Source organism: Mesorhizobium sp. WSM4841 (assembly GCF_055811515.1).
Map to the genome: position 1 here is coordinate 72,681 of NZ_JBVVQC010000017.1, position 22,391 is coordinate 95,071.

Annotated in this window: 18 protein-coding genes and 2 pseudogenes; 9 read left to right on the plus strand and 11 right to left on the minus strand. The window is 63.5% G+C overall.

The window, feature by feature from the left end:
• Window positions 1-66: 66 nt before the first annotated feature.
• From atpD to AC0L14_RS20430, 7 genes are all read right to left on the minus strand, one after another.
• The gene (gene atpD, locus AC0L14_RS20400; RefSeq protein WP_473525761.1) at window positions 67-1,650 is read right to left on the minus strand and encodes a F0F1 ATP synthase subunit beta; all 1,584 of its coding nucleotides are present in this window, start codon (window positions 1,648-1,650) and stop codon (window positions 67-69) included.
• Between the two features lie 72 nt (window positions 1,651-1,722).
• Window positions 1,723-2,607: a F0F1 ATP synthase subunit gamma gene (locus tag AC0L14_RS20405; protein ID WP_473525762.1), complete on the minus strand. Its 885-nt coding sequence runs from the start codon at window positions 2,605-2,607 to the stop codon at window positions 1,723-1,725.
• A 33-nt stretch (window positions 2,608-2,640) separates the two neighbouring features.
• Window positions 2,641-4,170 (minus strand): F0F1 ATP synthase subunit alpha, encoded by a 1,530-nt coding sequence (atpA, locus tag AC0L14_RS20410; RefSeq protein ID WP_292548611.1) that lies wholly within the window; start codon window positions 4,168-4,170, stop codon window positions 2,641-2,643.
• Complete coding sequence (locus AC0L14_RS20415) at window positions 4,170-4,730, minus strand: F0F1 ATP synthase subunit delta (protein ID WP_473486251.1); 561 nt, start codon at window positions 4,728-4,730, stop codon at window positions 4,170-4,172. Before AC0L14_RS20415 ends, atpA begins: the two co-directional genes overlap by 1 nt.
• Window positions 4,731-4,976: 246 nt before the next feature.
• Entirely contained in the window at window positions 4,977-5,372 is a 396-nt protein-coding gene (locus AC0L14_RS20420; RefSeq protein ID WP_473486250.1) for an AGROH133_08824 family phage infection protein, read from the minus strand.
• 93 nt (window positions 5,373-5,465) lie between these two features.
• Window positions 5,466-6,161 (minus strand): aspartate/glutamate racemase family protein, encoded by a 696-nt coding sequence (locus AC0L14_RS20425; protein WP_473486249.1) that lies wholly within the window; start codon window positions 6,159-6,161, stop codon window positions 5,466-5,468.
• Between the two features lie 36 nt (window positions 6,162-6,197).
• Window positions 6,198-8,381: a primosomal protein N' gene (locus tag AC0L14_RS20430; protein WP_473525763.1), complete on the minus strand. Its 2,184-nt coding sequence runs from the start codon at window positions 8,379-8,381 to the stop codon at window positions 6,198-6,200.
• A 187-nt stretch (window positions 8,382-8,568) separates the two neighbouring features.
• Here AC0L14_RS20430 and fsa point away from each other — a divergent pair, with 187 nt between their 5' ends.
• Window positions 8,569-9,222 (plus strand): fructose-6-phosphate aldolase, encoded by a 654-nt coding sequence (gene fsa, locus AC0L14_RS20435; RefSeq protein ID WP_473525764.1) that lies wholly within the window; start codon window positions 8,569-8,571, stop codon window positions 9,220-9,222.
• Window positions 9,223-9,349: 127 nt separating this feature from the next.
• Here fsa and lptE read toward each other — a convergent pair whose 3' ends face one another.
• Both lptE and leuS read right to left on the minus strand, forming a co-directional pair.
• Window positions 9,350-9,937 carry an LPS assembly lipoprotein LptE gene (lptE, locus tag AC0L14_RS20440; protein WP_473525765.1) on the minus strand — a complete coding sequence of 196 codons (588 nt, stop codon included), beginning with the start codon at window positions 9,935-9,937 and terminating at the stop codon, window positions 9,350-9,352.
• On the minus strand, window positions 9,924-12,548 hold the full coding sequence (gene leuS / locus AC0L14_RS20445; RefSeq protein WP_473525766.1) for a leucine--tRNA ligase: 2,625 nt from the start codon (window positions 12,546-12,548) through the stop codon (window positions 9,924-9,926). The genes lptE and leuS overlap by 14 nt, the downstream gene beginning before the upstream one ends.
• A gap of 146 nt (window positions 12,549-12,694) precedes the next feature.
• Between leuS and AC0L14_RS20450 the strand changes: the two genes are divergently transcribed.
• From AC0L14_RS20450 to AC0L14_RS20465, 4 genes and pseudogenes are all read left to right on the plus strand, one after another.
• Window positions 12,695-13,357, plus strand: coding sequence for a YggS family pyridoxal phosphate-dependent enzyme (locus tag AC0L14_RS20450; RefSeq protein WP_473525767.1), 663 nt, complete (start codon window positions 12,695-12,697; stop codon window positions 13,355-13,357).
• Window positions 13,358-13,449: 92 nt separating this feature from the next.
• Entirely contained in the window at window positions 13,450-13,704 is a 255-nt protein-coding gene (locus tag AC0L14_RS20455) for a type II toxin-antitoxin system Phd/YefM family antitoxin (RefSeq protein ID WP_123151235.1), read from the plus strand.
• Window positions 13,704-14,105, plus strand: coding sequence for a PIN domain-containing protein (locus AC0L14_RS20460; protein WP_473525768.1), 402 nt, complete (start codon window positions 13,704-13,706; stop codon window positions 14,103-14,105). The genes AC0L14_RS20455 and AC0L14_RS20460 overlap by 1 nt, the downstream gene beginning before the upstream one ends.
• A gap of 73 nt (window positions 14,106-14,178) precedes the next feature.
• Window positions 14,179-15,230: pseudogene (locus tag AC0L14_RS20465) on the plus strand (aldo/keto reductase).
• Window positions 15,231-15,304: 74 nt separating this feature from the next.
• Here AC0L14_RS20465 and AC0L14_RS20470 read toward each other — a convergent pair.
• Window positions 15,305-16,213, minus strand: coding sequence for a LysR family transcriptional regulator (locus AC0L14_RS20470; RefSeq protein WP_473750544.1), 909 nt, complete (start codon window positions 16,211-16,213; stop codon window positions 15,305-15,307).
• A gap of 138 nt (window positions 16,214-16,351) precedes the next feature.
• On the opposite strand from AC0L14_RS20470, the gene AC0L14_RS20475 reads away from it, so the two are divergent.
• Both AC0L14_RS20475 and AC0L14_RS20480 read left to right on the plus strand, forming a co-directional pair.
• Window positions 16,352-17,533: an MFS transporter gene (locus AC0L14_RS20475; RefSeq protein ID WP_473486240.1), complete on the plus strand. Its 1,182-nt coding sequence runs from the start codon at window positions 16,352-16,354 to the stop codon at window positions 17,531-17,533.
• Between the two features lie 46 nt (window positions 17,534-17,579).
• Window positions 17,580-18,604 (plus strand): annotated as a pseudogene (locus AC0L14_RS20480) (aldo/keto reductase).
• Between the two features lie 272 nt (window positions 18,605-18,876).
• On the opposite strand, the gene AC0L14_RS20485 reads toward AC0L14_RS20480, so the two are convergent.
• A complete protein-coding gene (locus AC0L14_RS20485; protein ID WP_065011174.1) occupies window positions 18,877-19,149 on the minus strand; it encodes an usg protein in 273 nt (90 codons plus the stop codon).
• A 306-nt stretch (window positions 19,150-19,455) separates the two neighbouring features.
• Here AC0L14_RS20485 and acs point away from each other — a divergent pair, with 306 nt between their 5' ends.
• Together acs and AC0L14_RS20495 are read left to right on the plus strand one after the other, a co-directional pair.
• Window positions 19,456-21,411: an acetate--CoA ligase gene (acs, locus tag AC0L14_RS20490; RefSeq protein WP_473486238.1), complete on the plus strand. Its 1,956-nt coding sequence runs from the start codon at window positions 19,456-19,458 to the stop codon at window positions 21,409-21,411.
• A 4-nt stretch (window positions 21,412-21,415) separates the two neighbouring features.
• Entirely contained in the window at window positions 21,416-22,147 is a 732-nt protein-coding gene (locus AC0L14_RS20495; RefSeq protein WP_473486237.1) for an MOSC domain-containing protein, read from the plus strand.
• Window positions 22,148-22,391: the final 244 nt, after the last annotated feature.

Sequence of the window (22,391 nt, forward strand, 5' to 3'; positions counted from 1 at the left end):
GGGCAAAACGCCCAAACCCGTACTTACTATTCTCTACTCACTACTCCCTACTCCCTATTCGCTTGATTATGCCGCTTCGGCCGCCAGGCGCTGAGCCTTCTCGACCGCTTCTTCGATGCCGCCGACCATGTAGAAGGCGGCTTCCGGCAGGTGGTCATAGTCGCCGTTGCAGAGGCCCTTGAAGCCCTTGATGGTGTCGGCGAGATCGACCAGCTTGCCCGGCGCGCCGGTGAACACTTCGGCGACGAAGAAGGGCTGCGACAGGAAGCGCTCGATCTTGCGGGCGCGGGCCACCGTCTGCTTGTCCTCTTCCGACAGCTCGTCCATGCCCAGAATGGCGATGATGTCCTGCAGCGACTTGTAGCGCTGAAGGATCGACTGTACCTGGCGCGCCACCTGGTAGTGCTCTTCGCCGACGACCATCGGGTCGAGCATGCGCGAGGTCGAGTCGAGCGGATCGACGGCCGGATAGATGCCCTTTTCCGAGATCGCGCGGTTGAGCACGGTCGTCGCATCGAGGTGGGCGAACGAGGTCGCCGGCGCCGGGTCGGTCAGATCGTCGGCCGGCACGTAGATCGCCTGCACCGAGGTGATCGAGCCCTTGGTCGTCGTCGTGATGCGCTCCTGCAGCGCGCCCATGTCGGTGGCCAGCGTCGGCTGGTAGCCCACCGCCGAAGGAATACGGCCGAGCAGCGCCGACACTTCGGAACCCGCCTGCGTGAAGCGGAAGATGTTGTCGACGAAGAACAGCACGTCCTGGCCCTGGTCGCGGAAATATTCGGCGACCGTCAGCCCGGTCAGGCCGACGCGGGCGCGCGCACCCGGCGGCTCGTTCATCTGGCCATAGACGAGCGCTGCCTTGGATCCTTCGCCGCCGCCCTTCTTGTTAACGCCGGACTCGATGAACTCATGATAGAGGTCGTTGCCTTCGCGGGTGCGCTCGCCGACGCCGGCGAACACAGAGAAGCCGCCATGCGCCTTGGCGACGTTGTTGATCAGTTCCTGGATCAGCACGGTCTTGCCGACGCCGGCGCCGCCGAACAGGCCGATCTTGCCGCCGCGGGCATAAGGTGCCAGCAGGTCGAGAACCTTGATGCCGGTGACCAGGATCTGCGCTTCCGTCGCCTGCTCGACATAGGTCGGAGCCGGCTGGTGGATAGAGCGCATCTCGATGCCGTCGACCGGGCCTGCCTCGTCGACCGGCTCGCCGATGACGTTGATGATACGGCCGAGCATGCCCGGGCCGACCGGGACGGTGATCGGTGCGCCGGTGTCATAGACGTCCTGGCCGCGAACCAGACCTTCGGTCGAGTCCATGGCGATGCAGCGCACGGTGTTCTCGCCAAGGTGCTGAGCCACCTCGAGCACGAGGCGATTGCCGACATTGGACGTTTCCAGTGCGTTCAGGATCGCCGGCAGATGTTCGCCGAACTGCACGTCGACAACGGCGCCGATGACCTGGCGGACCTTGCCGGCCAAGCCAGTCTTCTTGATGGCAACGGTCGGCGCCTTCGCCGCGGCTGCCTTGGCGGGCGCGGCCGCCTTCTTGGCCGGAGCGGCTTTCGCTGCCGCTGCCGGAGCCTTTGCTGGTGCTGCCGCCTTCGCGGCGGTCTTCGGGGCCGCCTTCTGGGGGGTCGCTGCTTTCGCCATCGTCTTTACCCTTTTCGTCTCTTGTTTCTCACGCGATCCGCTCGAAGGTCGGAGACCTTCGTGGGAGCGCGCCTAGAGCGCCTCGGCGCCCGAAATGATTTCGATCAATTCCTTGGTGATCTGCGCCTGCCGCTGGCGGTTGTAGGTGATCGACAATTTGTTGATCATGTCGCCGGCGTTGCGCGTCGCATTGTCCATGGCGCTCATCTTGGCGCCCATCTCGCCGGCCGCGTTTTCGAGCAGCGCACGAAAGATTTGCACGGAGATGTTGCGCGGGATGAGGTCGGAGAGGATTTCGCCCGGCTCCGGCTCGTATTCATAGACGGCATTGCCGCCGTCCGTCGCCTCGGCGGCAGCGGAAGTCACGCCTGCCGGGATGATCTGCTGGGTCGTCGGGACCTGGCTGATCACCGACTTGAACTGCGAATAGAACAGCGTGCAGATGTCGAAGCCACCCTCGTTGAAAAGTTGGATAACTTTCTTGGCAATGGCATCGGCATTGACGAAGCCGAGCGTCTTCACTTCACGCAAATCGACACGCTCGAGGATCAGCGCCGCGTAGTCGCGACGCAGGATGTCGAATCCCTTCTTGCCGACGCAGATGATCTTGACCTGCTTGCCGCCGGCCAGAAGCTTGCGGATGTGGTCGCGGGCAAGGCGCGCGATCTGCGAATTGAAGCCGCCGCACAGACCACGCTCGGCGGTGCAGACGACGAGCAGATGCACGTCGTCCTTGCCGGTGCCGGTCATCAGCGCCGGGGCCTCGCCGCCGCCGCCGATCGCCTGGGTGATGTTGGCCAGCACCGCGCCCATGCGCTCCGAATAGGGGCGCGCGGCTTCCGCCGCCTCCTGCGCGCGGCGCAGCTTCGCCGCGGCGACCATCTGCATCGCCTTGGTGATCTTCTGCGTCGCCTTGACCGAGGCGATACGGTTACGAAGGTCTTTTAGTGAAGGCATGCTTCAAACCTGATCCCGTCCGTCCGGCCTCGTTCAAGCAAAGGTCTTGGCGAAGGTGTCGATCTCCGCCTTCAGCTTGGCGCGCAGATCGTCCGACAGCGCCTTCTCCTTGCGGATGCCGTCGAGCACCTCCTTGCCGGCCGAGCGCATGTGGCTGAGCAAGCCATGCTCGAATTTACTGACCTGGTCGATTGCCAGCTTGTCGAGATAGCCGTTGACGCCGGCGAAGATCACCGCGACCTGTTCTTCGACCCTGAGCGGCGAAAATTGCGGCTGCTTCAGGAGTTCGGTCAGGCGCGCACCGCGGTTGAGCAGGCGCTGCGTGGCGGCGTCGAGGTCAGAGCCGAACTGGGCGAAGGCCGCCATTTCGCGATACTGCGCGAGCTCGCCCTTGATCGAGCCGGCGACCTGTTTCATCGCCTTGATCTGCGCCGAGGAGCCGACGCGCGACACCGACAGGCCGACGTTGACCGCCGGGCGGACGCCCTGGAAGAACAGATTGGTTTCCAGGAAGATCTGGCCGTCGGTGATCGAGATGACGTTGGTCGGGATGTAGGCCGACACGTCGTTGGCCTGGGTCTCGATGATCGGCAGCGCCGTCAGCGAACCGCCGCCATTGTCGTCATTGAGCTTGGCGGCACGCTCCAGAAGGCGCGAATGCAGGTAGAAGACGTCGCCCGGATAGGCTTCGCGGCCGGGCGGGCGGCGCAGCAGCAGCGACATCTGGCGATAGGCGACCGCCTGCTTCGACAGATCGTCGTAGCTGATCAGCGCATGCATGCCGTTGTCGCGGAAATATTCGCCCATGGTGCAGGCGGTGAACGGCGCCAGGAACTGCATCGGCGCCGGATCGGAAGCGGTGGCGGCGATGATGATCGAATAGTCGAGCGCGCCACGCTCTTCGAGAACTTTCGCGAACTGCGCGACGGTCGAGCGCTTCTGGCCGACGGCGACGTAGACGCAGTAGAGCTTTTCCTTCTCCGGCCCGTGCTCGTGCACCGATTTCTGGTTGAGCATCGTGTCGAGGATGATCGCGGTCTTGCCGGTCTGGCGGTCACCGATGACCAGCTCGCGCTGTCCGCGGCCGACCGGGATCAGCGCGTCGATGGCCTTGAGGCCGGTCGACATCGGCTCGTTCACCGATTTGCGCGGAATGATGCCGGGCGCCTTGACGTCGACGCGCTTGCGCTCGGTCGCCTGGATCGGGCCCTTGCCGTCGATCGGGTTGCCGAGCGCGTCGACGACGCGGCCGAGCAGGCCCATGCCGACAGGCGTGTCGACGATGGCGCCGGTGCGCTTGACGATGTCGCCTTCCTTGATGTCGCGGTCGGCGCCGAAGATGACGACGCCGACATTGTCGGCTTCGAGGTTGAGCGCCATGCCGCGGATGCCGCCGGGGAACTCAACCATCTCGCCGGCCTGGACGTTGTCGAGGCCATAGACGCGGGCGATGCCGTCACCGACGGACAGAACCTGGCCGACTTCGGAGACCTCGGCCTCCTTGCCGAAATTCTTGATCTGGTCTTTCAGAATTGCGGAAATTTCCGCGGCGCGGATGTCCATCAGCCGACCTCTTTCAGTGCAAGCTTGAGCGAATTGAGTTTGGTTTTGAGCGACGTATCGATCTGGCGCGAGCCTATCTTGACCACCAGCCCGCCGAGCAGCGACGGATCGACGGTCACGGTGATCGCGACATCCTTGCCGGCAACGCTTTTCAGCGCCGCCTTCAGCTCGGTTTGCTGGGCGTCGGTCAGCGCATGCGCCGAGGTAACTTCAGCGCCGGTCTCGCCACGATGCTCGGCGGCGATCTGGCGGAATGCCTTGATCATGCCAGGAATGGCGAACAGCCGGCGGTTCTGGGCGACGACGCGCAGGAAATTGCCGGTGAGGCCGGCGATCCCTGCCTTGTCGGCGATCGCCGCAATGGCCTTGGCCTGGTCCTCGCTGGAGAAGACCGGGCTATTGATCAGACGGGTAAGATCCGCGCTGCCTTCGAGCATCGCCGCGAAACTGTTGAGGTCGGCCTCGACCTTTGCGACCGAATTCGCCTGGAGCGCGAGCTCGAACAGCGAACCCGCATAGCGCTCTGCGACACCTGAGATTGGTGATGACGATTGGGCCACGGACCGTCTTTTCTCTTGTCTGACAGGCCGCAGATTATTGGCTCGAGCGAAAACTCTGGCTAAATCTTTGACCTTACTGCATTTTTCCAAGCACGGAGACGCGGCTTCCGCTATCCCCGGCCGAAAGTCGATTGCCGTCTAGCACAGGCATTTTAAGACCGCAATGCGTCGTCCCGCATGGTTTTCAGGCACTATTGTCGCATCCGGCGGTGCGGTTCGACCGCCGGTTCCGAATTCGCCTTTGATTCAAGGCACAAAGCCGAAGGCGAAGGCAAGCGGCAGCGCCGCCAGCACCAGTTCCACCACGATGGACGCCCAGTTGAAAGGTGTGTTGGCGCCGTCCGACATCATCGACAGCAGGCGGCCGAAGGCGGTGAGCAGCCAGGAAAAGCCAAGCGCCATGTAGAGCAGCGGTTGCGCAAGCAGAATGCAGCACAGGCTGACGCCGAGATAGAAGCCCGACATCCTGCCGCGCCCTTCGGCGATCGCCGCCGCCTTCTCAGGCTTGACCTGCAGCCGCAGAATCCGGAAGCCCAGCCCCGGCGCCAGGAACAGCAGCAGCCCGAACAGCAAGGTCACGACGGCGCTCGACCATGCGAGCCACTCGCCCTGGCTCATAGGCCATGGAAACGCAAATTCCATACTGTCCCCTCGTAAATGGCTGTTCGAAATTTCGGGCATTCTAGCGAAGGAAGAGACATGCGCCAGATGGCGCCGGCACTTTAGGAAAGCGCATCAGCCCAGCACGAATTCGACCGCCGCCTCGGCATGGATGCGCGTCGTGTCGAACACAGGAATGTCGAAATCCTGCTGGCCGATCAGCATGGTGATCTCGGTGCACCCCATGATGACGCTGTCGATGTTTTCGTCGCGCCGCATACGGGCGATTTCATCAATGTAGGCCGCCTTCGATTCCGCGGTGACAATACCCTGACAGAGTTCGTCGTAGATCACGCGATGAACCATGTCCCGCCCGGCTTCATCTGGCACCACGGGATGAAGGCCGTACCTGTCGGCGAGCCGGCCCTTGTAGAAATCCCGGTCCATGGTGAACCGCGTTGCCAAGAGAGCCGGACGGCTGACGCCGGCCTGGGCAACCGCGGTAGCCGTGGCATCGGCAATGTGGATGAGCGGTATCGACACCGCTACCTCCACCTGATCGGCTAGCTTGTGCATGGTGTTGGTGCAGATCAGCAGCCCCTCCGCACCGGCTGCTTCGAGCTTACGCACCGCCTCGACCAGCAGAACGCCCGCCCCCTGCCAGTCGCCGACGTGCTGCCGTTCGGCGATATCGGCGAAGTCGAACGACCACAGCAGCAGTTTCGCCGAATGCAGCCCACCCAGCCGCTCGCGCACGATCTCATTCAGCAGCCGATAGTAGATCGCCGTTGATTCCCAGCTCATGCCGCCGATCAGGCCAAGGGTTTTCATCTCTTCACAGCTCCGGTCCAAATTGCATGGTCGGCCTCACAAAAAGCTCTGCGGGTCGATGTCGACCTGCACACGCACCGAGCCCCGTATCTTCGGTCCCTCGGCCAGCATGGCGCGAATGAACCCTTGCATGTCGGCGCGCCGCTCGCCCTGGATCAGCAGGCGAAAGCGATGGCGGCCGCCGATCAGCGACAGCGGCGCCTCGGCCGGACCGAGCACGAACAGGTCGCTGGCCTGAGGTGCGGCGCGCCGCAAACCCCGCGCATGTCCCTCCGCTTCCGCTCGTGTCGCAGCACTGACGATGACGCCCGCAAGCCGGCCGAAAGGCGGCAGGGCCGCCCGTTCGCGTTCGGCGATCTCGCGCTCATAGAAAGCCTCGGCGTCGCCGGAGACGATCGCCCGCATTACCGGGTGGTCGGGCTGGAAGGTCTGCAGCAGGCCAAGGCTCTTCTTGCCGGTGCGGCCGGCGCGGCCGGTCACCTGGCTGAGCAGTTGGAAAGTGCGCTCGGCGGCGCGCGGATCGCCATTAGCCAGGCCGAGATCGGCATCGACCACGCCGACCAGCGTCATGTTTGGGAAATTGTGGCCCTTGGCGACGAGCTGAGTGCCGATGACGATGTCGGCCTCGCCATTGGCGATGGCTTCAAGCTCTAACCTCAGCCGCCGCACGCCGCCCATCAGGTCGGACGACAGGACGATGGTTCGGGCGTCTGGGAAATGCGCGACGACCTCTTCAGCGATGCGCTCGACGCCCGGCCCGCAGGCGACCAGATGATCGAGCGTGCCGCATTCCGGGCAGGCCTCGGGCCGCCGCTCATTGTGTCCGCAATGGTGGCAGATCAACTGGCCACGAAAGCGGTGCTCGACCAGCCAGGCCGAGCAGACCGGGCAGCCAAAGCGATGGCCGCAGACCCGGCACAGTGTCAGCGGCGCATAGCCGCGCCGGTTGAGGAACAGCAGCGATTGTTCCTCCTTCTCCAGCGTCTGCCGCATATGGGCAAGCAGCACCGGCGACAGGAAGCCGCCGCGTGCCGGCGGGGCGCGGCGCATGTCGATCGTCTTCAGGTCGGGAAGCGCCGCCTCGGCAAAGCGCGCCGAAAGCACCGCCCTGTTGTAGCGGCCTTGGCTCGCGTTGACCCGGCTTTCGACCGACGGCGTCGCCGAGGCGAGCACCACCGGAAAGCCGCCGATATGGCCACGCACCACCGCCATATCGCGGGCATTGTAGAAGACGCGGTCTTCCTGCTTGTAGGCGGGGTCATGCTCCTCGTCGATGACGATCAGCCCGAGCTCCCTGAACGGCAGGAACAGCGCCGAACGCGCGCCGGCAACCACGCGCACGCCACCTTCCGCCACCTGCCGCCAGACACGCTCGCGCATCCTTGGCGGCAGGTCCGAGTGCCATTCCGCCGGCTTGGCGCCGAACCGTTCCTGGAAGCGCTCGAGGAAGGCGTGGGTCAGCGCAATCTCCGGCAGCAGGATCAGCACCTGTTTGCAACGGTCGAGCGCCGCCGCCACCGCCTCGAAATAGACCTCCGTCTTGCCCGATCCGGTCACCCCGTCGAGCAGCGTGACGCCGAATGCGCCGGCCGCGACATTGGTGCACAGCATCCCGGCCGCATCGCTCTGGTCCGGCATCAGCGAAGGCTGGGCGTAATTCGGATCGGGTGCTGCGACCACCGGTCGCGGCGGGATCATGACCGTCTCGAACACGCCTTGCGCTTTCAACCCGTCGATGACCGTCGACGACACGCCGGCCGCATGCGCCAACCCGGACCGCGTCCAGGCGAGCCCGCCTTCGGCTGTTTCCAGCACGCGCATCCTCGCACCCGTCATCCGGTCGGGTTTGGCGAAGGTGCGTTGCAGCCCTTCGATCCAGGGTTCCGGGTCGAAGGCCTCCGGCGCCCGCAGCAGCATGCGCGCCACCATGCCAGGCGGCGACAGCGTGTATTGCGCGATCCAGTCGACGAAGCGGCGCATAGCGCGGTCAATCGGCGGGCAGTCGAAGACCTGCTCGATCGGGCGCAGTTTTTTTGCGTCGACCTTTTCGACAACGCCGTCCCAGACGATGCCGGCAACCTGGCGCGGACCGAGCGGAACGCGCACGATCGAGCCCGGCACCACGCGCATGCCGGCGGGCACGGCATAGGTGTAGGGCCGATCGGCGGGCATCGGCACCAGCACTGGCGCGGCTGCGACAAAGGGCGAATCTTCGATCATGAGGCGTGACCTTGCCCCGACTTTCGTCTAGAGCAAAGTCCAACGCCGAATGTGCCTTGCCGGCCTAGAGCGACGTGCGTCCATCCGGACGCACAAAGTACGCTTTAGAACTTTAACCCACGCATCGTGCTTCCCGAAAATCGGTCATGATTTTCGGGCCGATGCGAAATCTTCAGGAGACCCCGCCATGAAATTTTTTGTCGACACCGCCGATGTCAATGAAATCCGTGACCTGAACGATCTGGGGCTGCTCGACGGCGTTACCACCAATCCTTCGCTGATCCTCAAATCCGGCGGCAAGATCGCCGACGTCACCAGAGAGATCTGCGAGATCGTCAAGGGCCCGGTCTCGGCCGAAGTCGTCGCCACCGAATACAAGGACATGATGGCGGAGGCCAAGATCCTGGCCAGGATCGCCGACAATGTCTGCATCAAGGTGCCGCTGACGCTCGACGGCCTGAAGGCCTGCAAGGACATCCGGTCGGACGGCCGCATGGTCAATGTCACGCTCTGCTTCTCGGCCACCCAGGCGCTGCTCGCCGCCAAGGCCGGCGCCTCCTTCATCTCGCCCTTCGTCGGCCGCATCGACGACAGCGGCTGGGACGGCATGGAACTGATCTCGGACATCCGCACCATCTACGACAACTATGATTTCCAGACCGAGATCCTGACCGCCTCGGTGCGCACGGTGAACCACGTCAAGCAGGCCGCACTGATCGGCGCCGACGTCATCACCGCGCCGCCGGCGACGCTGAAGGCGCTGGTCAAGCATCCGCTGACCGACAAGGGCCTGGAGCAGTTCCTCACCGACTGGGCCAAGACCGGCCAGAAGATCGGCTGAAATCCAGAAGGTCGGCTGAAATTAAGACGCCGCGTTCCCGTAAAAAGGCCGAGCAATCGGCCTTTTTTGTGCGCGAGCAACTGGACCTCGACGGTAGCCGGAACGTATCGATCCCGGCCGAAAAGTTTTAACCCGCCACCGTCCTGCCGTGCTTGACCAGATTCTGGGCGATCGACAGGCGCAGCAGGTCCGCCAGTTCGCGCGCCGCGCGGTTCTCGGCGTCGATTTGCGCCCGGTAGGAGGCAAATTCCTGACGGGGCCTGTCGAAGGACGACGCTATCGAGCGCCTGCCGGTCGCGATCGTCGCGCCGGTCTTGGCGTCGGTCAGCACATAGTTCGCGGTCAGTGTCACCGTGCCCGCGGTTGGCTCGTCGTCATCGGTCGAGACCTGCACGGTTGCAGCGGATTCAACAAGTTCGGTAACGCCGAGATCGAGCGAATAGGCGGGCGAAGCCGGCTCGCCCGCACCCTGGCCGAGCGCGAAGATCAGATTGTTGCGGACCTGCTGGGCGTAGCGGGTGTTGACCGGCTTGACCGCGATGGACCCGAGTTCGGCGGCAGCCCCGACTTGCGAGCCGGCCGACAGCGGCGCGCTCGAATAGAGCGGGCGCACCGTGCAGGCCGAAACCAGCGCAACCGAAGCGACCAGGCCATACAGCGCGATACGGCGCAGCAAATGCGTCACTTCTGTCTTCCTCGGATCAGGCAACGACATTGACGATCCTCTGCGGGACGATGATCACCTTGCGCGGTGCCTTACCTTCGAGCGCTTTCTGCACGAAGTCGAGAGCCAGAACCGCTTTTTCGACGGCACCTTGGTCCGCGTCGCGGGCAATTGTCAAATCACCGCGCTTCTTGCCGTTGACCTGAACCGGCAGCAGGATCTCGTTGTCGACGACAAGCGACGGCTCATAGACAGGCCAGGGCCGTTCGGCGACAAGATCGGTGCCGCCGAGCGTCTGCCAGCACTCTTCGGCCAGATGCGGCATGACCGGCGCAATCAGATGCACGAGGATGTCGACGGCTTGCCGACAGGCAGCCTTGAGCGCCGGGGCGGCCTTGCCTTCAGCCGCCTCGTTGAGCGGCGTGGTGAGCGCATTGGCGAGTTCGTAGATGCGGGCGATAGCGCGGTTGAAGGCGAGCTTTTCGATATCCTCGCCGACTGATTTCAGGATCTTGTGCGCGGCCTTGGACACAGTCCCTGCCTCGCCCTCCTTCGCCGCTGCCGGTTGGCTGCCGGCGAGCGATTCGGCAGCCGTCGACACCAGCCGCCAGATGCGCTGAATGAAGCGATGCGCGCCGGCAGCACCCTCGTCGGTCCATTCGACATCACGCTCGGGTGGTGAGTCCGACAGCATGAACCAGCGCGCGGTGTCGGCGCCGTAGCCGTCGGTGATCTCTTCCGGGCTCACCGTGTTCTTCTTCGACTTCGACATTTTTTCGAGCGGGCCGATTACCGCCTCTTCGCCGGTCGCGATTTCGACGGCGCGGCGCTTGCCGTCGACGTCCTCCAGCCGCACCTCGCTGGGTGCAAGCCAGCGGCTGTTCGAGCCACCGCCGACCCGATAGGTCTCGTGCACCACCATGCCTTGCGTGAACAGGCCCCTGAACGGCTCGGCGAGATCGACATGGCCGGTCTCGCGCATGGCGCGGGTGAAGAAGCGCGAATAGAGCAGGTGCAAAATGGCGTGCTCGATGCCGCCTATATACTGGTCGACCGGCAGCCATTCGGTAGCTGCCTTGGGATCGGTCGGGTCGTTCGCCCAGGGCGCGGTAAAGCGCGCGAAATACCAGGACGAATCGACGAACGTGTCCATCGTGTCGGTTTCGCGGCGTGCATCCTTGCCGCATTGCGGACATTTGACATGCCGCCATGTCGGATGGCGATCGAGCGGATTGCCCGGCCGGTCGAACTCGATGTCGTCCGGCAGCTTGACCGGCAGATCCGCTTTCGGCACCGGCATCACGCCGCAATCCTCGCAGTGGATCATCGGGATCGGACAGCCCCAGTAGCGCTGGCGCGAAATGCCCCAGTCGCGCAGGCGGAAGTTGACCTTGCGCTCAGCCACCGGCCGATTGCCGATAGTCTTTTGTTCCAGCAGCTTCGCCACCTCGTCGAACGCCTGATCAGGCTTCATGCCGTCGAGGAAGCGCGAATTGATCATCACGCCGTCGCCGACATAGGCCTCGTCGATGATCTGGAAGTTTCCCTGATTCTCGCCTTCCGGCATCACCACCGGAATGACCGGCAGGCCGTATCTGTTAGCGAAATCGAGGTCGCGCTGGTCACCGGACGGGCAGCCGAAGATGGCGCCGGTGCCGTACTCCATCAGCACGAAATTGGCGACATAGACAGGCAGCGTCCAGTTCGCGTCGAACGGATGGACGACGCGGATGCCGGTATCGAAACCCCTCTTCTCGGCTGTCTCCAGTGCCGCCACTGAAGTGCCCATATGGCGAACCTCGTCGATGAACTTGGCCAGCGCCGGATTGCTTTCGGCCGCCTTCTTCGCCAGCGGATGATCAGCTGCGACCGCCATGAAGGAGGCGCCGAAGATGGTGTCGGGCCGCGTCGTGTAGACCTCCAGCTCATCTTCGCCATCGACTGGAGTGGCCAGCGGCCAGCGGATCAGCAGGCCTTCCGAACGGCCGATCCAGTTCGCCTGCATCAGCTTCACTTTTTCCGGCCATTCGTCGAGGCCTTCCAGCGAGTCCAGCAGATCCTGCGCATAGTCGGTGATCTTGAAGAACCACTGCGTCAGCTCGCGCTGTTCGACCAGCGCGCCCGAGCGCCAGCCGCGTCCGTCGATGACCTGCTCGTTGGCAAGCACCGTCATGTCCTCCGGATCCCAGTTGACCTTGGAGGATTTGCGCGTCACCAGCCCCTTCTCGACGAAATCGAGGAACAACATCTGCTGGCGGTGGTAGTAGTCGACATCGCAGGTGGCGAATTCGCGTGCCCAGTCGAGCGACAGGCCCATGACCTTGAGCTGTTCGCGCATGGCGGCGATGTTCTGATAGGTCCAGTCCTTGGGATGGACCTTGTTCTGCATCGCCGCGTTCTCGGCCGGCATGCCGAAGGCGTCCCAGCCCATCGGGTGCAGCACGTTGAAACCCTTGGCACGCTTGTAGCGCGCAACCACGTCGCCCATCGTGTAGTTGCGGGTATGGCCGATATGGATGCGCCCCGACGGATAGGGGAACATTTCGAGTACGTAGTATTTCGGACGCGGGTCGTCGTTGTCAGCTTCGAACAGCTTCTTGGCGTCCCAGGCCTTCTGCCATTTGGGCTCTGATGCGCGCGGATTGTATCGTTCGGTTGCCATCGGGTGTTTTTCACTTAAAAAGCATGCGCGAACAGCCGGACATGCCCGGCGGCTCAGGAAATGTCGTCGCGGTGTTCACCATGGATTGCCGGACCCGTCAACTGCGACGCTCCGGCCAGGACAAAAACCAGAGTCAGGATATAGGCATGGCGAGCGCCGTCGAACAGTTTTTCACGGTCAAGGCGAGGATCGCCGCCGCCGAGCGCGAGGCAGGACGGCAAGCCGGCGCGGTGAGGCTGGTCGCGGTCTCGAAGACCTTCAGCGCCAACGATATCCGCCCGGTCATCGACGCCGGCCAGCGCGTCTTCGGCGAGAACCGCGTCCAGGAAGCACAAGCCAAATGGCCGGCGCTGAAGGAGGACTTCCCCGACATCGAGCTGCATCTGATCGGTCCGCTGCAATCGAACAAGGCGAAGGAAGCGGTCGCGCTGTTCGACGTCATCGAGTCGGTCGATCGGGAGAAGATCGCGGCCGAACTCGCCAAGGAAATCGCCAGACAAGGCCGGTCACCAAAATTCTACGTTCAGGTCAACACCGGCTCGGAACCACAAAAGGCAGGGATCGAGCCGCGCGAGGCTGTCGCCTTCGTCACCCGCTGCCGCGACGTCCATGGCCTCGCCATCGAAGGCCTGATGTGCATCCCGCCGGCCGACGAGAATCCCGGTCCGCATTTCGCGCTGCTGGAAAAGCTCAGCACGGGGGCACGTGTGGAGGAGCTTTCGATGGGTATGTCCGGCGACTACGAAACCGCGATCGCCTTCGGCGCGACAAGTGTCAGGATCGGCTCGGCGATCTTCGGCAGCCGTTAGCGGACATTTCGTTTAGCGGCAGTTTAGCGATCAACCTTGATAGTCGGGCGCGTCAGGCATATATCTAGCCAAGCTAGCTAGGAGAGCGACCCATGAACTGGCATCTTCAGGATGCGAAAAACAACTTTTCCAAAGTGGTTCAGCGCGCGCGCAGCGAGGGACCGCAGACGGTGACCCTGCGTGGCGAGCGCGCGGCGGTGGTGCTTTCTGCCGAAGACTATGACCGCTTGTCGGGAAAAAAGAAGTCACTGGCAGAATATCTTCTGACCGGTCCCGTCTGGGATGATGATTTCGCCGAAGAGGTCAACCGTCGCTCGGATACGATGATCCGCGACATCGACCTCTGATGTACCTGCTCGACACGAACATCGTTTCGGATGTGGAACGACGCTTGCCCAAGACTACCGCGTGGCTAGCTTCAGTGGATCCGGATTCGGTCAATCTCAGTGTCATCACGCTCGGGGAGATCGAACGCGGGATCGTCAAGCTGCGCAAGGTCGATCCCGAACGGGCAACGCGCCTCGATCTGTGGCTGCGAGAGCTTCGGCGGGACAATGCCGACCGCATCCTTGCGGTTACTGAAGATGTCGCGTTGTCGTGGGGTCGCATCTCGGCTGGCCGCACGCGAGGCAGCGCCGACACGCTCATCGCCGCGACCGCGCTCGTCCACGACCTCATTCTGGTTACGCGAAACGTCGCCTATTTCGACGATACCGGGGTGACGGTCCTCAATCCTTGGACAATCTGACCTGTTTCCCCCACCCCGCCGGATCGTCGGTCGCGGAGCTTGGTCCAGAACCACTAGGCCGTTATGCCAACGAATGGAAACGGAACGTATCGTTCCTATATTGGCCGGGTTCGTCTCCGAACTTTGCCTGGGCACCATGACCTTCGGCGCCGCCGGCGAAAACGACCAATGGGGCCTGATCGCCAGCCTCGACCAGGACGGCGTCGACAGGATCGTCCAGAGCTCGCTCGCCGCCGGCGTCAATTTCTCCGACACCGCTGACGTCTATTCCTTCGGCGCATCGGAACGGCTTCTCGGCCAGTCGCTGCGGAATCTCGGCATCAACCGGCAGGATGTGATCATCGCCACCAGGTCCATGGCGCCATGGGCGACGGCCCCAACCAGCGCGGTTCCTCGCGCGGCCACATCATGGGTTCGGTCGAGGGCAGTCTCGAGCGGCTGCAGCTCGACCATATCGGTCTCTATCAGCTTCACGGCACCGACACGGTGACGCCGATCGATGAGACGCTGCGGGCGCTCGACGATCTGGTTGCCAGCGGCAAGGTCCGCTATGTCGGCGTTTCGAACTGGGCGGCCTGGCGCATCGCCAAGGCATTGGGCATCGCCGAACGCAAGGGCTTCGCCCGTTTTGAGACCGTCCAGTCCTACTATTCGATCGCCGGCCGCGACCTGGAGCGCGAGATCGTTCCGCTGCTCAACGAGGAGAAGCTTGGACTGATGGTCTGGTCGCCGATGGCGGGCGGGCTGCTTTCCGGCAAATACGGACCCGGCGCGCCCGGCAATGGCGAAGGCCGCCGCGCCAGCTTCAATTTCCCGCCTGTAAATGAGGACCGCGCCTGGGCGGCGGTCGCCGTCATGCGCGAGATCGCCGGCAAGCATGGCGTCAGCGTCGCCACGGTCGCGCTGAGCTATGTGCTCGCCAAACCCTTCGTGATGAGCGTGATCATCGGCGCCAGCCGCATGGAGCAGCTCGAACGGAACCTCGCCGCCACCGAGTTGAAGCTCGACACCGACGATCTTGCTCGTCTCGACGAGGTCAGCGCGCTGCCGGCCGAATATCCGGGCTGGATGCTCGAGCGTCAGGCGGCCGGCCGGCGGCCGGCGCCCTTTGCGCCGAAAAGGTAGTTCAATCTCACCTCGATTGATGTTTCGGGAGCCGACCGGTTCCCGATCTTCTTTGGCTCCGATCTTCTTTAGGCTCAGGTCAGGCGGACCGTCTCGACCAGAAAGTCGAGAAAGGCCCGCACCCGCGCCGGCAAATGCTTGCCCTGTCCGACATAGACGGCGTGGGTACGCTCCTCGTCGCCTGGGTTGAAGGCCTCCAGAAGCGGTACCAGCCGCCCGGCGGCGATGTCGGGTTCCACATGCCAGCGCGCCAGCCGGGCGATGCCCGCCCCCGAAAGCGCCATCTGCCGCATCGCCTCGCCATCGCTGACCAGCGCATTTCCGGTTATCGGAACGAGAACGGCCTCGCCGGCCGCGTCGACGAATGGCCAATCATCGACATGGCGCACGAAACAGAAACCCATCCGATTGTGGCGATCGAGATCGGCCGGCGTCCGGGGGATGCCGTGCGTCCTGAGGTAGGACGGCGCAGCGACGACCACCACCGGACTTTGCCCGAGCTTGCGCGCCACCAACCGTGATTCGCCGAGCGGCCCGGCGCGGATCGCGACATCGGCGCGCTCCTCCATCAGGTCGATGACATGATCGGTCAAAACCAGATCGATGGTGATTTCCGGATAGCGTTCGAGGAAACGCGGCAAAAGCGGGATCAGCCGGTGCTGCCCGAAGGGCACGTAGCTGTTGACCCGCAGCCGGCCGCGCGGGGCGGCGCCGGCCGCCGCCTCGCGCTCGGCTGCCGCCATGTCGGCCAGGATGCGCACGCCGCTGTCGAAGAAGGCCGCGCCCTCCGGTGTCAGTTGCAGCTTGCGTGTCGAACGGCTGATCAGCCGCGCGCCAAGACGCGCCTCAAGCCGCGCAATCAGTTTGCTCACTGCCGACGGCGTCATCCGCAACGCGCGAGCGGCGGCCGAAAAACTCCCCGCCTCAACGACGCGGACAAACACTTCGATCTCGCCGGAGCGGTTGATGTCGGGTCTCGCCATTCGTGAATCTATTTCACAGACAATGTGCCCTGCGCAAGGCTGGTTCACAGCACGCCGCGACACGATCTTCCGGGACGGGGCGTGGGAGGACACGGCGTCCCGTCTTCAACACTGGCTGTCATCGAAATGGGAACCGCCATGCCTCTTGCTCTTTACGCCCTCGCCGCCGGTGCCTTCGGCATCGGTGTCACCGAATTCGTCATCATGGGCCTGCTGCTCGACGTCAGCACCGATCTCGGAGTCTCGATCTCGGCCGCCGGCCAGTTGATTTCCGGCTATGCGCTCGGTGTCGTCATCGGCGCGCCGCTGCTGACGATCGCCACCGGCCGCTGGCCGCGCAAGACCGTGCTTCTGGCGCTGATGGCGATCTTCACGCTGGGCAATCTCGCCTGCGCGCTCGCCCCCGACTACTGGACACTGATGGCTGCCCGCGTGCTCACCGCCTTTGCCCACGGCACGTTCTTCGGCGTTGGTTCGGTCGTTGCGACCGGGCTGGTGGCGCCAAACAAGAAGGCCTCGGCGATCGCCCTGATGTTCACCGGCCTGACCATCGCAAACATCCTCGGCGTGCCCTTCGGCACCTGGCTCGGCCAGGCCTTCGGCTGGCGGGCGACCTTCTGGGCGGTAACCCTGGTCGGCATCGTCGCCTTCGCCATCATTCTCCTGCTGGTGCCGCGCAGCCAGGCAGCGCCTGAGAAGAGCAACCTGAGCGGCGATCTCGCCGTGCTCGGCCGCGCGCCGGTCCTGCTTGGCTTCGCCACCACCGTGCTTGGCTATGCCGGCGTCTTCGCCGTCTTCACCTATATCGCTCCCCTGCTGACCGAGATCACCGGTTTTGGGGAAGCAGCCGTGTCGCCGATCCTGCTGGTCTTTGGCGGCGGCCTCATCGCCGGCAATCTGCTTGGCGGTAAGTTCGCCGACCGCTGGCTGGTGCCTTCCGTCCTCGGCAGTCTCGTTGTGCTGGCGCTGGTGCTCGGCACGATGACCTTCGCCCTGCACAGCCAGGTGATGGCCGTCATCTATGTCGGCCTGCTCGGCGCCGCCGCCTTCGCCACCGTGGCGCCGCTGCAGATGTGGGTGCTGGAAAAGGCTGAAGGCGCCGGCCAGAGCCTGGCCTCATCCTTCAATATCGCCGCCTTCAACCTCGGCAACGCCGCCGGCGCCTGGCTCGGCGGCGTGGTGATCGCCCATGGCCCCGGCCTCGGCGCCGTCAGCTGGGTCGCCGCCCTGCTGCCGCTCTCCGCACTGGCCGTGGCGGGATTAGCGCTGCGCCTCGACCGCAGCTCGGAGCTCGGCGCACCGGCATCCGCCCGGTCGTGACGATCCCAAACAAATCCAACCACCCTTCGATACAAGGAGCAAAACCATGGATTATCGACGTCTTGGCGCCTCGGGTCTGAAGGTCCCGGCGCTCTCGTTCGGCGCTGGAACCTTCGGCGGTTCGGGGCCGCTGTTCGGCGCCTGGGGCAACAGCGATGCGACGGAAGCGCGGCGGCTGGTCGACATCTGCCTTGAGGCCGGCGTCAACCTGTTCGACACCGCCGACGTCTATTCGAATGGCGCCTCCGAGGAGGTGCTCGGCGCGGCCATCAAGGGCCGCCGCGATGCCGTGCTGATCTCGACCAAGACCTCGCTGCCGACGGGTGACGGTCCCAACGATGCCGGCTCTTCCCGCTCGCGTCTCATCAAGGCCGTCGAGGATGCGCTGAGGCGTCTCGGCACCGAATACATCGACCTGCTGCAACTGCACGCTTTCGACGCCGCAACGCCGATCGAGGAGGTGCTGTCGACGCTGGACAGTCTCGTGCGCGCCGGCAAGCTGCGCTATGTCGGCGTTTCCAACTTTTCCGGGTGGCAAGTAATGAAATCGCTCGGCCTGGCGGACAAGCACGGCTACCCACGCTACGTTGCCCATCAGGTCTATTATTCGCTGGTCGGGCGCGACTATGAATGGGAGCTGATGCCGCTCGGCCTCGACCAGGGCGTTGGCGCGCTGGTGTGGAGCCCGCTCGGCTGGGGCCGCCTGACCGGCAAGATCCGCCGCGGCGAGCCACTGCCGGAAACAAGCCGGTTGCACGACACCGCAGGCTTCGGGCCACCGGTCGAGGACGAGCAACTCTACCGGGTCGTCGATGCGCTCGACACTGTCGCCAAGGAAACCGGCCGCAGATCGCCATCAACTGGTTACTGCAGCGGCCGACCGTCGCCTCTGTCATCATCGGCGCGCGCAACGAGGAGCAGCTGCGCCAGAACCTCGGCGCCGTCGGTTGGTCATTGACATCAGACCAGATGAAGAAGCTCGACGCGGCAAGCGCGGTCACCGCGCCCTATCCGCATTTTCCGTATCGCCGGCAGGAAGCCTTCGCCAGGCTCAGCCCGCCCGCGGTCTGACCCCGCTCGATACATCAAACGTCCGGGGATAGGGCGTGTTGAGATTTAGGTCAGGCCGCGCCGAGAATGGTGGCTTCCGAGAACCGGAGCGGAGCGTACTTAAAATAGGTGAGCCCGCGCATGACCCCGAAATCGAGATCGATTTCGGAAAGGTCATGCGCAAAATCAAAGTTCTACAGCGTCCTTTGCCCGCCCAATAGGGCGCGCGGCGCTGTAGGTAAGCGCAGGAAACCGCCATTCGCAGGCCGGCCTCACCTGAATATCGACACGCCCTAATGCAGCACGAACTCGCCGTCCACCTTGTGCCATTCGTTAGGCGCGATCAGCTTCTGGTGCGTATAGCTCACCGAATGCAGCGGGCCGTCGAGCTTGGTCTGCCAGAACTCGATGAACCGGATCAGCACCGGAAATTTCGGAGCGATGTCGTAGTCCTGCCAGATGAAGCTCTGCAGGAGATGCGGATGATCGGGAAAATGATAAAGGATCTTGGCCGTGGTCAAGCCGTAGCCCTTGAGCATCAGGTCCATTTCGGAATGGTCGCGCATCGCGGTCCCCTGGTTGATTCTCCTTTCCTCCCAATTTGAAATTGTGCGCGCAATTTGCTTAATCGTCTATTGATATTTCGTAGCTGAGGCCGGGTTTACGACGCAAAAACATGTAGTTAGCAGCGATCCAACCCGAGTGCTGATAACAGTGAAGAAAGCGTCTGCGGCATCCCGCCGCGCAAATCCAACGTCTAATATTGCCGTCACCGCGGAACTGTTAATAATGCGCGCGAATTCGCGGCCGCTTCGCCGTGATGCCGACGGCGGTCAAGCCGGGCGGCTTGGTCTTGGGAGGAAAGTGAAAAAATGTCCGAGGTTCATGTCCATCGCGTCCAGCCGGCGTGGAAGAAGAACGCACTGATCGACAATGACACCTATTTGAAATGGTATGCCGAGAGCGTGAAGAACCCGGACAAGTTCTGGGGCAAGCACGGCAAGCGCATCGACTGGTTCAAGCCCTACAGCAAGGTCAAGAACACCTCCTTCAACGGCAAGGTCTCGATCAAATGGTTCGAGGACGGCGAGACCAACGTTTCCTGGAACTGCATCGACCGGCATCTGAAGAAGCGCGGCGACCAGACCGCCATCGTCTGGGAAGGCGACAATCCCTACGACGACAGGAAGATCACCTATAGCGAGCTTTACGAGCATGTCTGCCGGCTCGCCAATGTGATGAAGAAGCACGGCGTCAAGAAGGGCGACCGCGTTACCATCTACATGCCGATGATCCCTGAAACGGCCTACGCGATGCTTGCCTGCACGCGCATCGGCGCCATCCATTCGGTGGTCTTTGGCGGCTTCTCGCCGGATGCATTGGCCGGCCGCATCGTCGACTGCGAATCGACTTTCGTCATCACCACCGATGAAGGCCTGCGCGGCGGCAAGCCGATTCCGTTGAAAGACAACACCGACAAGGCGATCGACATCGCCGCGAAGAATTTCGTGATGGTCAACAAGGTCGTCGTCGTGCGCCGCACCGGCGGCAAGGTTGGCTGGGCTCCGGGGCGCGACGTCTGGTACCACGACGAGATCGCTTCGGTGAAGGCGGAGTGCAAGCCGGAGAAGATGAAGGCCGAGGACCCTTTGTTCATCCTCTACACATCAGGCTCGACCGGCAAGCCGAAGGGCGTGCTGCACACCACGGCCGGCTATCTCGTCTATGTCTCGATGACCCACCAATATGTCTTCGACTACCATGATGGCGACATCTACTGGTGCACCGCCGATGTCGGCTGGGTCACCGGCCACAGCTATATCGTCTACGGGCCGCTCGCCAACGGCGCCACCACGCTGATGTTCGAAGGCGTGCCTAACTATCCGTCGCAGTCCCGCTTCTGGGAGGTCATCGACAAGCACAAGGTCAACATCTTCTACACCGCCCCGACGGCGTTGCGCGCCTTGATGGGCGCGGGCGACGCCCATGTCACCAGGACGTCGCGCAAATCGCTGCGCGTGCTGGGCACCGTCGGCGAGCCGATCAACCCGGAAGCCTGGGAGTGGTATTTCAACCTCGTCGGCAACGGCAAGGTGCCGATCGTCGACACCTGGTGGCAGACCGAGACTGGCGGCATCCTGATCACGCCGCTGCCCGGTGCCACTGACCTGAAGGCAGGGTCCGCGACGCGGCCCTTCTTCGGCGTCAAGCCGCAACTGGTCGACGGTGACGGCAAGGTGCTGGAAGGCGTTGCAAGCGGCAACCTCTGCATCACCGATTCGTGGCCGGGCCAGATGCGCACTGTCTATGGCGACCACGAGCGCTTCGTGCAGACTTATTTTTCCACCTACAAGGGCAAGTATTTTACCGGTGACGGCTGCCGCCGCGACGCCGATGGCTACTACTGGATTACCGGTCGCGTCGACGACGTCATCAACGTCTCCGGCCACCGCATGGGCACGGCCGAGGTCGAATCAGCACTGGTTTCACACGAGAAAGTCTCGGAAGCCGCCGTCGTCGGCTATCCGCACGACATCAAGGGCCAGGGCATCTACTGCTACGTCACATTGATGGCCGGTGAGAAGCCGGGCGAAGAGTTGCGCAAGGAACTCGTCGCCCATGTCCGCAAGGACATCGGCGCCATCGCCACGCCCGACAAGATCCAGTTCGCTCCCGGCCTGCCGAAAACCCGTTCCGGCAAGATCATGCGGCGCATCCTGCGCAAGATCGCCGAGGACGATTTTGCCGCGCTCGGCGATACCTCGACGCTGGCCGACCCGGCGGTCGTCGACGACCTCGTCGCCAACCGGCAGAACAAGAGGGCCTGATGCATTGGGTGCCGTCACCGGGCTTTGGCGCTATCCGGCGAGTTCGCTCGCCGGCGAATGCCTGGAGGTGATCTCGGTCGGTCTGGAAACCATCGATGGCGACCGCCTGTTCGGCCTTGTCGATGCCTCGAATAATGAAATCGCACGGCCCGACCGCGAGGCGAAATGGCACAAGGTGCCACGCATCCGGACCCGGTTGTCGCAAGCCCGCGAACTGGAGATCGCGACGCCACAGAGCGATTGGCTGCCAGCGCCTGGAGCCGAAAGCGACCGCGCTGTTTCCGCCTTTCTCGGCTTCGAAGCCTCGATCCGGCCGTTTCGCCGGGAAGATGCTGCGCCGGATTACGCCGGTCCCCTGACCGTGGAGCGTTACCGCAAGGCCCCCATCCACCTCCTGACCACCGCTTCGCTGGCGCGCCTGAAGGCGCTGCATCCCGACGGCACCGCCGACCCGCGCCGGTTCCGCCCCAACATCGTCGTCGACATGCCGGCGGTCGAGGGATCATTCCCGGAGACGGAATGGATCGGTCGCAAGTTGGCGATCGGCGACCTGCTGTTGACGATCTCGGAGCCGTGCCGCCGATGCGGCTTCACCATCATCGCACAGGATGGTTTCGACCACGATCCGGCAATCCTGCGCAATCTGGTCCGTCACAACGCGCATAATCTCGGCGTCTACTGCACGGTCGACCGGCCAGCCCGCGTCGAAATCGGCGAGACGATGCGGTTGGTCTAATGCATGTTGCCCAAAAGTGCGCAGCGGTTTTGGGATAACGACATGTATAAAAACAAGGACTTAAAGCGCGTCGCGCGTCGCGTGAATCCTTTCAGACGCGACGCGCTTATTAGTCCGGTTGGGCCATGCCGAACGCGCCGCGACGAGCCGGACGATTGCCTTCTCGCGCGACCTCACCTTCGCGCCCGTACAGCCGGGCAACTGTCAGCGGCACGCCCTGCCCTCACGTTCGTATCCAGAAGCT

Excerpts from the sequence above, each read along its gene's own strand:
- atpD (WP_473525761.1), bottom strand. The coding sequence starts at position 1,650 with ATGGCGAAAGCAGCGACCCCCCAGAAGGCGGCCCCGAAGACCGCCGCG.
- AC0L14_RS20405 (WP_473525762.1), bottom strand. The coding sequence starts at position 2,607 with ATGCCTTCACTAAAAGACCTTCGTAACCGTATCGCCTCGGTCAAGGCG.
- atpA (WP_292548611.1), bottom strand. The coding sequence starts at position 4,170 with ATGGACATCCGCGCCGCGGAAATTTCCGCAATTCTGAAAGACCAGATC.
- AC0L14_RS20420 (WP_473486250.1), bottom strand. The coding sequence starts at position 5,372 with ATGGAATTTGCGTTTCCATGGCCTATGAGCCAGGGCGAGTGGCTCGCA.
- AC0L14_RS20425 (WP_473486249.1), bottom strand. The coding sequence starts at position 6,161 with ATGAAAACCCTTGGCCTGATCGGCGGCATGAGCTGGGAATCAACGGCG.
- AC0L14_RS20430 (WP_473525763.1), bottom strand. The coding sequence starts at position 8,381 with ATGATCGAAGATTCGCCCTTTGTCGCAGCCGCGCCAGTGCTGGTGCCG.
- fsa (WP_473525764.1), top strand. The coding sequence starts at position 8,569 with ATGAAATTTTTTGTCGACACCGCCGATGTCAATGAAATCCGTGACCTG.
- lptE (WP_473525765.1), bottom strand. The coding sequence starts at position 9,937 with ATGTCGTTGCCTGATCCGAGGAAGACAGAAGTGACGCATTTGCTGCGC.
- leuS (WP_473525766.1), bottom strand. The coding sequence starts at position 12,548 with ATGGCAACCGAACGATACAATCCGCGCGCATCAGAGCCCAAATGGCAG.
- AC0L14_RS20450 (WP_473525767.1), top strand. The coding sequence starts at position 12,695 with ATGGCGAGCGCCGTCGAACAGTTTTTCACGGTCAAGGCGAGGATCGCC.
- AC0L14_RS20455 (WP_123151235.1), top strand. The coding sequence starts at position 13,450 with ATGAACTGGCATCTTCAGGATGCGAAAAACAACTTTTCCAAAGTGGTT.
- AC0L14_RS20460 (WP_473525768.1), top strand. The coding sequence starts at position 13,704 with ATGTACCTGCTCGACACGAACATCGTTTCGGATGTGGAACGACGCTTG.
- AC0L14_RS20470 (WP_473750544.1), bottom strand. The coding sequence starts at position 16,213 with ATGGCGAGACCCGACATCAACCGCTCCGGCGAGATCGAAGTGTTTGTC.
- AC0L14_RS20475 (WP_473486240.1), top strand. The coding sequence starts at position 16,352 with ATGCCTCTTGCTCTTTACGCCCTCGCCGCCGGTGCCTTCGGCATCGGT.
- AC0L14_RS20485 (WP_065011174.1), bottom strand. The coding sequence starts at position 19,149 with ATGCGCGACCATTCCGAAATGGACCTGATGCTCAAGGGCTACGGCTTG.
- acs (WP_473486238.1), top strand. The coding sequence starts at position 19,456 with ATGTCCGAGGTTCATGTCCATCGCGTCCAGCCGGCGTGGAAGAAGAAC.